The following is a 5,537-nucleotide window of genomic DNA, read 5'->3' on the forward strand; positions in this document are numbered from 1 at the left end:
GTGTTCCAGCTTGAATCGCGCGGCATGAAAGAGCTGATCAAAAAGCTCAAGCCCGACTGCCTGGAAGACTTGATTGCACTGGTAGCGTTGTTCCGTCCTGGCCCGCTGCAATCGGGCATGGTGGACGACTTCATCAACCGTAAACACGGTCGCGCCGAACTGGCGTACCCGCACTCGGACTACCAGTACGAAGGCCTGAAGCCGGTATTGGCGCCGACTTACGGCATCATCCTGTATCAGGAACAGGTGATGCAGATCGCCCAGGTCATGGCCGGCTACACCCTCGGCGGCGCGGACATGCTGCGTCGAGCCATGGGTAAGAAAAAGCCCGAAGAAATGGCCAAGCAGCGCGGCGGTTTCATTGAGGGTTGCGCGACCAACGGGATCGACGCGGATCTTGCCGGTAACATTTTCGACCTGGTGGAAAAATTCGCCGGTTACGGCTTCAACAAATCCCACTCCGCCGCCTACGGCCTGGTGTCGTACCAGACCGCGTGGCTGAAAGCGCATTACCCGGCGCCATTCATGGCCGCGGTACTTTCGGCGGACATGCACAACACCGACAAGGTCGTGACCTTGATCGAAGAAGTGCGCACGATGAAGCTGCGCCTCGATGCGCCGGATGTGAACACCTCGGAGTTCAAGTTCACGGTGAACGACGAAGGCCGGATCATTTACGGTCTCGGCGCGATCAAGGGTGTGGGTGAAGGCCCGGTGGAGGCGATTACCGAAGCGCGTCAGCACGGCCCGTTCAAGGACCTGTTCGACTTCTGCGCCCGGGTTGACCTCAAGCGCATCAACAAGCGTACCCTCGACGGCTTGATTCGCAGCGGTGCGCTGGATCGTCTTGGCCCGTATTTCCATGATGAACAGAAAGCCTATCAGGCCAATATCGACCGCAATCGTGCGGTGCTGTTGACGGCCATGGAAGAAGCGATCAAGGCCGCCGAGCAAACCGCACGCACTCAGGACAGCGGTCACTCCGACCTGTTTGGCGGTCTGTTTGTCGAGGCAGACGCTGACGTCTACGCCAACCATCGCAAGGCCAAGGAGCTGACTCTCAAGGAACGCCTGAAAGGGGAGAAAGACACCCTCGGCCTGTACCTGACCGGCCACCCGATCGACGAATACGAAGGTGAAATCCGCCGTTTCGCCCGCCAGCGCATCATCGATCTGAAGCCAGCGCGCGACACCCAGACCGTCGCCGGGATGATCATCGCCTTGCGGGTGATGAAAAACAAAAAGGGCGACAAGATGGGCTTCATCACCCTCGACGACCGCTCTGGCCGGATTGAAGCCTCGCTGTTTTCCGAGGCGTTCCATGCTGCACAGTCGCTGTTGCAGACCGACGCGATGGTGGTGGTCGAAGGCGAGGTCAGTAACGACGACTTCTCCGGTGGCCTGAAGCTGCGGGTCAAGCGGGTGATGAGCATGGAAGATGCGCGCACCAACCTGGCCGAGAGCCTGCGTTTGAAACTGCACGCTAAGGATCTCAAGGGCGATCAGCTACGCTGGCTGGGTGAGCTGCTCAAACGTCACCGCGGCGCGTGCCCGATCACCATGGACTACACCAGTCCCGATGCGAAGGCCTTGCTGCAGTTCGGCGAAGGCTGGCGAATCGATCCGGCGGATGCGTTGATTCAAGCCCTGCGTGACCAGTTCGGGCGAGACAACGTCTTCCTCCAATACCGTTGACCGGCAGGTAATATCAGAACGCCTGCCCGCAACCTGAATTTTTAATCTCGACCTCAGCGCGCCTCTCCCTTAAGGTAGGGCGCGAATAGACAACCGGCCGGCCCAAGATCACTTGGGACTCGACCCAAGACGGACGCCTATGAACCCGAATTTTCTAGATTTCGAACAGCCGATCGCCGACCTGCAAGCCAAGATCGAAGAATTGCGCTTGGTCGGTAATGACAATTCGCTGAATATCGGCGATGAGATCTCCCGCCTGCAGGACAAGAGCAAGACGCTGACCGAAGATATCTTTGGCAAGCTGACCAGCTGGCAGATCGCTCGTCTGGCGCGTCACCCGAAACGTCCTTACACCCTGGACTACATCGAACACATCTTCACCGAGTTCGACGAGTTGCACGGTGACCGCCACTTCTCCGACGACGCTGCCATCGTCGGCGGTATCGCTCGTCTGGACGACCAGCCGGTGATGATCATCGGCCACCAGAAAGGCCGTGAAGTGCGCGAGAAGGTTCGCCGCAACTTCGGCATGCCGCGTCCGGAAGGCTACCGCAAGGCTTGCCGCCTGATGGAGATGGCCGAACGCTTCAAGATGCCGATCCTGACCTTCATCGACACCCCGGGTGCCTACCCGGGCATCGACGCGGAAGAGCGTAACCAGAGCGAAGCGATCGCCTGGAACCTGCGCGTCATGGCGCGCCTGAAAACCCCGATCATCGCCACTGTAATCGGTGAAGGTGGTTCCGGTGGCGCTCTGGCCATCGGCGTGTGCGATCAACTGAACATGCTGCAGTACTCGACCTACGCGGTGATCTCGCCGGAAGGTTGCGCTTCGATTCTGTGGAAAACCGCCGAGAAAGCGCCGGATGCCGCCGAAGCGATGGGCATCACCGCCGAGCGTCTCAAAGGCCTGGGTATCGTCGACAAGGTGATTGGCGAGCCTCTGGGTGGCGCCCACCGTGATCCGGCCGCTGCGGCTGCTTCGATCCGTGCCGAGCTGAGCTCGCAACTGGCAATGCTCAAGAAGCTTGATCACAAGGCGCTGCTCGACCGTCGTTACGAGCGCCTGATGAGCTACGGTCTGTAATCAGATCACGCTGTACCCATGTGGGAGCGAGCCTGCTCGCGATAAGGGTTTAACATTCAACAAATCTGTTGGCTGTTCTACCGCTATCGCGAGCAGGCTCGCTCCCACATTTGATTTGTGCAAAGGGACATATATGGATCGGCCCGGAATTGATTTGCCTTCCAGACTCTTGCTGAATCTGAAGCGCTGGCGCAACGCCTCCGCTTGGCGCATCGCCTTCTCTGGTGGTCTCGACTCCACCGTTTTGTTGCACCTTCTCGTACACCTCGCAAAAACCGAATCCCTGCCGGCGCTAAGCGCCATTCATGTTCATCACGGCCTTCAAGCTGTGGCTGCTGCGTGGCCGGAGCATTGTCGGTCGGTTTGTGATGCCTTGGGTGTGCCACTACATGTCGTGCACGTACAGGTGCAACCCGGCGCCAGCCTGGAGCGTGCGGCCCGGGAGGCGCGCTATGCCGCCTTCAACCAGATCACTCAAGCCAATGAAATACTGCTGACCGCGCAACACCGCGATGATCAGGCGGAAACCCTGTTGTTCCGGTTGTTGCGTGGGGCAGGGGTGAGAGGATTGTCGGGAATGCCGCGCCAGCGTGTATTGGGCAAGGGCCATCTACTGCGGCCATTGCTCGATGTCACGAGGGCCGAGCTGGAAGCCTATGCCAGCGAAAACCATTTGAGCTGGATCGAGGATCCTACCAATCAGGATCGGCAGTACTCGCGCAACTACCTGCGCCATCAGGTGTTCCCGGTGCTGTCGGAGCGCTGGCCGCAAGCGATGGCGACCATGGCCCGCAGCGCTGCGCATGTGAGCGAGGCGCAGGGGTTACTCGATGATCTTGCGCAAATCGACTTGAGCCAGGCGATCACGCCAAGTGATTTCGATTGGCTGGGCTTGCCGTCTCTGGAGCTGGTAGCGCTGGAAAAACTATCCGCTGCCCGGCAACGCAACGCGCTCAGTCACTGGCTTGAGCCGCGGACAAGCTTGCCCGACAGTGACCATTGGTCGGGTTGGGACAATTTGCGTGATGCAGCGCACGATGCCCGACCGATCTGGCGCCTGGCAGATGGCGAATTGCATCGGGCGGGTGGGCGCTTGTGGTGGTTGTCGGGCATCTGGTTGAGGCCGGTGCCCGATGCCGGAAACTGGCCTGACCCCGCGCTGCCGTTGGCATTGCCCGGCAACGGCGTGCTCACGCTGACGGGGCAATTGCCCGATGGCCCTTTGCAGATCCGCTATCGTGAAGGTGGCGAAATCATGGAATTGCCGCACCGCGGTCATCGCGATCTCAAGCGTTTGTTCAATGAGCGGGGTGTGCCGCAGTTCGTGCGCGGCAGATTGCCGCTGCTGTTCAAGGGCACGCAATTGCTGGCGGTGGCGAACCTTCAGGGCCTGGAGGGTGGCAAGGCAGGAGAATGGAAATTGCATTGGCAGCCGCCGATCGAAGATCAAGGTTTGAGCTGAAAGGGGCTTTCCGGTAGACTACGCTCCCTTCTTGATACAACTTCTGTGGATTCGCCTGAATTGCAGGAGTTGCCGATTACCAAGCAGTCTTTGCTGGGCGATTCCAAAAAATGTGTAGCGAGCAACGTACCGGTGTTACATCTTCCGGTCTGTCCCAACGCGGCGGTTTTTTTGAAAGGTGCACTGTGATTAATGCAGGTGATCGGGGGCTTCGGCCTTCCTTCGCTTTCCCCGGCGGCTCGGACCGCTTTAACGCAGACTTCTAGGGTTTTTCATGACGCGCTACATATTCGTCACGGGCGGTGTTGTTTCTTCATTGGGGAAAGGCATTGCATCGGCATCATTGGCGGCCATCCTGGAGGCGCGGGGACTTAAGGTCACCATGCTGAAGCTGGACCCGTACATCAACGTCGACCCGGGCACCATGAGCCCGTTCCAGCACGGTGAAGTGTTCGTCACCCACGACGGCGCCGAGACCGACCTGGACCTGGGCCACTACGAGCGGTTCATCCGCACGACCATGACCCAGAACAACAACTTCACCACTGGCCGTGTCTACGAGCATGTGCTGCGCAAAGAGCGCCGTGGTGACTACCTGGGTGCAACCATCCAGGTGATTCCGCACATCACCGACGAAATCAAGCGCCGCATCATCAAGGGTGCAGGCGATGCCGACGTGGCAATGGTCGAGATCGGTGGCACCGTGGGTGACATCGAATCCCAACCGTTCCTCGAAGCCATCCGCCAGTTGCGTTTCGAAGTCGGCGCCAAGCGCGCGATGCTGATGCACCTGACACTGGTGCCGTACATCGCCACTGCCGGCGAAACCAAGACCAAGCCAACCCAGCACTCGGTCAAGGAACTGCGCTCCATCGGCCTGCAGCCTGACGTGCTGGTCTGCCGCTCCGATCACCCGATCGATGTCTCTTCCCGTCGCAAGATCGCGCAATTCACCAACGTTGAAGAACGTGCGGTGATCGCGCTGGAAGACGCCGACACCATCTACAAGATCCCGGGCATCCTGCACTCCCAGGGCCTGGACGATTTCGTCGTCGAGCGTTTCGGTCTGCAATGCGGCGGTGCCGATCTGTCCGAGTGGGAAGCCGTGGTCGACGCCAAGCTCAACCCTGAGCACGAAGTCACCATCGCCATGGTCGGCAAGTACATGGAACTGCTGGACGCCTACAAGTCGCTGATCGAAGCGATGAGTCACGCCGGTATCAGCAACCGTACCAAGGTCAACCTGCGCTACATCGATTCCGAAGACATCGAAAACCAGGGCACCGCGCTGCT

4 protein-coding genes are annotated in these 5,537 nt (G+C 59.5%); all 4 read left to right on the top strand.

The annotated features are described in order from the left end of the window. Positions 1-1,695: DNA polymerase III subunit alpha (gene dnaE / locus D8V06_RS23080; RefSeq protein ID WP_130931887.1), on the top strand; the 1,695-nt coding region annotated here is incomplete at its 5' end. A 139-nt stretch (positions 1,696-1,834) separates the two neighbouring features. After that, positions 1,835-2,782: an acetyl-CoA carboxylase carboxyltransferase subunit alpha gene (locus D8V06_RS23085; protein ID WP_056856237.1), complete on the top strand. Its 948-nt coding sequence runs from the start codon at positions 1,835-1,837 to the stop codon at positions 2,780-2,782. Between the two features lie 133 nt (positions 2,783-2,915). Beyond that, positions 2,916-4,244, top strand: coding sequence for a tRNA lysidine(34) synthetase TilS (gene tilS, locus D8V06_RS23090; RefSeq protein ID WP_130931885.1), 1,329 nt, complete (start codon positions 2,916-2,918; stop codon positions 4,242-4,244). Positions 4,245-4,518: 274 nt separating this feature from the next. Then, positions 4,519-5,537 (top strand): CTP synthase (locus D8V06_RS30480; RefSeq protein WP_177434480.1); only part of this gene is annotated, 1,019 nt, incomplete at its 3' end.

Source organism: Pseudomonas sp. Sample_24 (genome assembly GCF_004307605.1).
In the GTDB taxonomy this organism is placed as follows: domain Bacteria; phylum Pseudomonadota; class Gammaproteobacteria; order Pseudomonadales; family Pseudomonadaceae; genus Aquipseudomonas.

Excerpts from the sequence above, each read along its gene's own strand:
- tilS (WP_130931885.1), top strand. The coding sequence starts at position 2,916 with ATGGATCGGCCCGGAATTGATTTGCCTTCCAGACTCTTGCTGAATCTG.
- D8V06_RS23085 (WP_056856237.1), top strand. The coding sequence starts at position 1,835 with ATGAACCCGAATTTTCTAGATTTCGAACAGCCGATCGCCGACCTGCAA.